The 2,531-nt window shown below is 70.2% G+C and carries 2 protein-coding genes; both read right to left on the bottom strand.

Features of this window, described 5'->3' with window-relative positions:
* On the bottom strand, positions 1-1,149 hold a 1,149-nt coding region (locus JS521_RS35230), incomplete at its 3' end, for a DUF5667 domain-containing protein (RefSeq protein WP_205086925.1).
* Between the two features lie 237 nt (positions 1,150-1,386).
* Entirely contained in the window at positions 1,387-2,166 is a 780-nt protein-coding gene (locus JS521_RS35225) for an ECF subfamily RNA polymerase sigma factor, BldN family (protein WP_032766607.1), read from the bottom strand.
* Positions 2,167-2,531: the final 365 nt, after the last annotated feature.

The raw sequence follows: 2,531 nt of genomic DNA, 5'->3' as shown, positions 1-2,531 counted from the left end.
GGTCACGTCCGGGGCGGCGGGTGCGCTCGGGCGGTTCTCTGCGGGTGGCGGGGTGAGGTCGTCCGTGGGGAGCTCGTCCAGCAGGCCGTCCGTGCCGCCGCCGAGCAGCCCGTCGTCCGGGGTGGCGTCGGAGGAGCCCGACGAGCCGGAGGGCTTGGGGTCCGCGCTGTCGTCGGTGCGGTCTCCGGGCTTCTCGGGGGAGGCCGGAGGTGCGGTGGCGTCGGTGCGGGGGGAGCCGGTGTCCGGGGCGGTGGTGGTGTCGGAGCGTCCGGTGTCCTTGTCCTCGCCCGGGGGACGGGGGAGGAGGGACTGGAGCGGCGCGACTTCTTCGTCTATGGCGGCGAAGACCGAGGTGACCTCGTCGCGGACGTCGGTGAGCTGGACGGGCAGCCGGTCGCGGAGGCCGCTCCAGGTGTCGCGGTGCGAGCGGGAGAAGGTGTCCAGGGTCTGGATGGGGCCGATCGCTCCGTCGCGCTGGTAGGCGGAGCGGAGCAGGCGGTGGCCCTCGGAGGCGTCGTGGGACATGCCGTTGAGCGCGCGTCTGACCGCGCCGAGGGACTCGTGGTCCAGGGCGCCGGAGCGGCCGCGCTCCATGAGTCTGCGGGCCTCGCTGAGCCGGGTGGAGGCCTGGTCGAGATAGGCCTCTCCGCGGTCGGCGTCGCCCTTGGCCATGCCGAGGCTGATGTCCTCCATCCCGCGCTTCAGTCCGTACAGCGAATCACCGGGGAGGGCGTCGGAGCTGGCGGCGGCCACTCCGCCGAAGGCTCCCGCGGCCACGCCGACGGTGAGCCCGCCGGCGGTGAGTCCCTTCGCCCAGCGGGAGCGGGGGCGCAGTTTCCGCAGTGGTGAGGCCCGGTGGGCCCCCTTGCCCCGTTGCACGGGCACCGAAGGGCCCGTGGACGCGCCGCCCTCGGCGAACATGGCCTCCATGGCGGCGACGAGCTGGGCTCGCTGCGCCACTTTGACCTCGGGGTCCAACTGCGGCTTCGGTAGCTCACCGAGGCCGTTCGCCAGGGCCAACAGCGGTCCGCGGTCGGCCTGGTCGGCCGGCTCCGCGGGCTCTGCGGCCGCCGCACCCTGGGGGGTCTGCTCCTCCAGGGCCTGGGCGAAGGCGTTCGCCCGCCGGTGTGCCGAAACGTTTGCGATCACTGGCGGCACCTCCTCTCGTCATGACGGTCGACTCCCCTGGCGGTCCGGAAGGTTGCACACCTTGAGCGCTTCCACTCGATGGAGTGAGCGGAGGCGGACAGGGGGTGACGGCAGGGGGCCTGCAACCGGCACAACGACGTGCGCGGCACTTGGGTTACGCACGACAGATGATCGGACCAGTGCGTGACGGGACGGTCACGCAGGGGTCGTCGTCAGGGGGTCGTTCAGCGGGCGTGGTCAGCGGGCGTCGTCCGGCAGGAGCCGGGCGAGCGTCCGTACGGCTCGGTACTGGAGGGTCTTGATCGCGCCCTCGTTCTTGCCCATCACCCGGGCGGTCTCGGCGACCGAGAGGCCTTGGAGGAACCGCAGGGTGACGCACTCCTGCTGTTGGGGGTTGAGTCGCCGCACGGCCTGGAGCAGTGCGGCGTTGGAGAGGGACTCCAGGACGGAGTCCTCGGGGCTGCGCGCCACCTCGTTGGCGTCGAGCATTTCGCCGGTGGTCACTTCCAGTCGGAAACGACTGGATTTGAAGTGGTCGGCGACCAGGTTGCGAGCGATCGTGACCAGCCAGGCGCCGAAGTCGCGGCCCTGCCAGGTGAACGTGGAGATACGGCGTAGCGCGCGGAGGAAGGTCTCGCTGGTGAGGTCCTCCGCGGTCGCCTTGCCGCCCACGCGGTAGTAGATGTACCGGTACACAGTGTCGCTGTACTGGTCGTACAGGCGGCCGAAGGCGTCCGCCTCACCGGCCTGTGCGCGCTCGACGAGATCCATCATGCGCGCGCTGTCGCTGTCCGCCGTGGGACGGCGGACGGTCGACGTGGTGGTCGAGGCGGCGCGGGTGCTGCGTCTTCCGACCGCCGCACTGCGTTCGGCCAGGGCGTAGCAAGGGCCGGCAGGTGCAGGGGTGGCAAATGCGGGGACGGCGTACGCGGTGGGGACGAAGCCGCGCAAGCGGTCAATGACCGATGCACGCAGCGTAGCCAGGCCCGAGGCGTCAACCCCGACGTGTGGGTACACGGGACTCCCAGAGGCAGAGCTTCCATCACGAGCAGTTCGAAAATCGTCACCCGTGGTAGCGGGTGATGGTCTCCGTGATGCGTCTGAGGAGAATAACGCTTCGTGCAGGCAGCGCTACACCCAGTTGTCTAAATCATCGGTTCCGTCGCTTCTCTTATCGCTAAGTGACGCATCAAGTAGCACATGGTGACCGTTTATTGATCGGATTACTTCGTGATCTGCCTGTGGGGGCGACAGGTTGTGGCCGCGCGCCGACGATCCGACTGGCGGGAGGGGGTGTCGGTCGCGTTGACGAAACGGCTTTCGATCGGCCGCACGGCTTCGGGCGTGGCTGCGCCCCGTGACCGGACGGGGCGGGCGGGCAC

This window comes from Streptomyces durocortorensis, assembly GCF_016901035.1.
Lineage (GTDB): Bacteria > Actinomycetota > Actinomycetes > Streptomycetales > Streptomycetaceae > Streptomyces > Streptomyces durocortorensis.
Note: the sequence above shows the minus strand (reverse complement) of the source record. Positions and strands in the feature narration are given on the sequence as shown.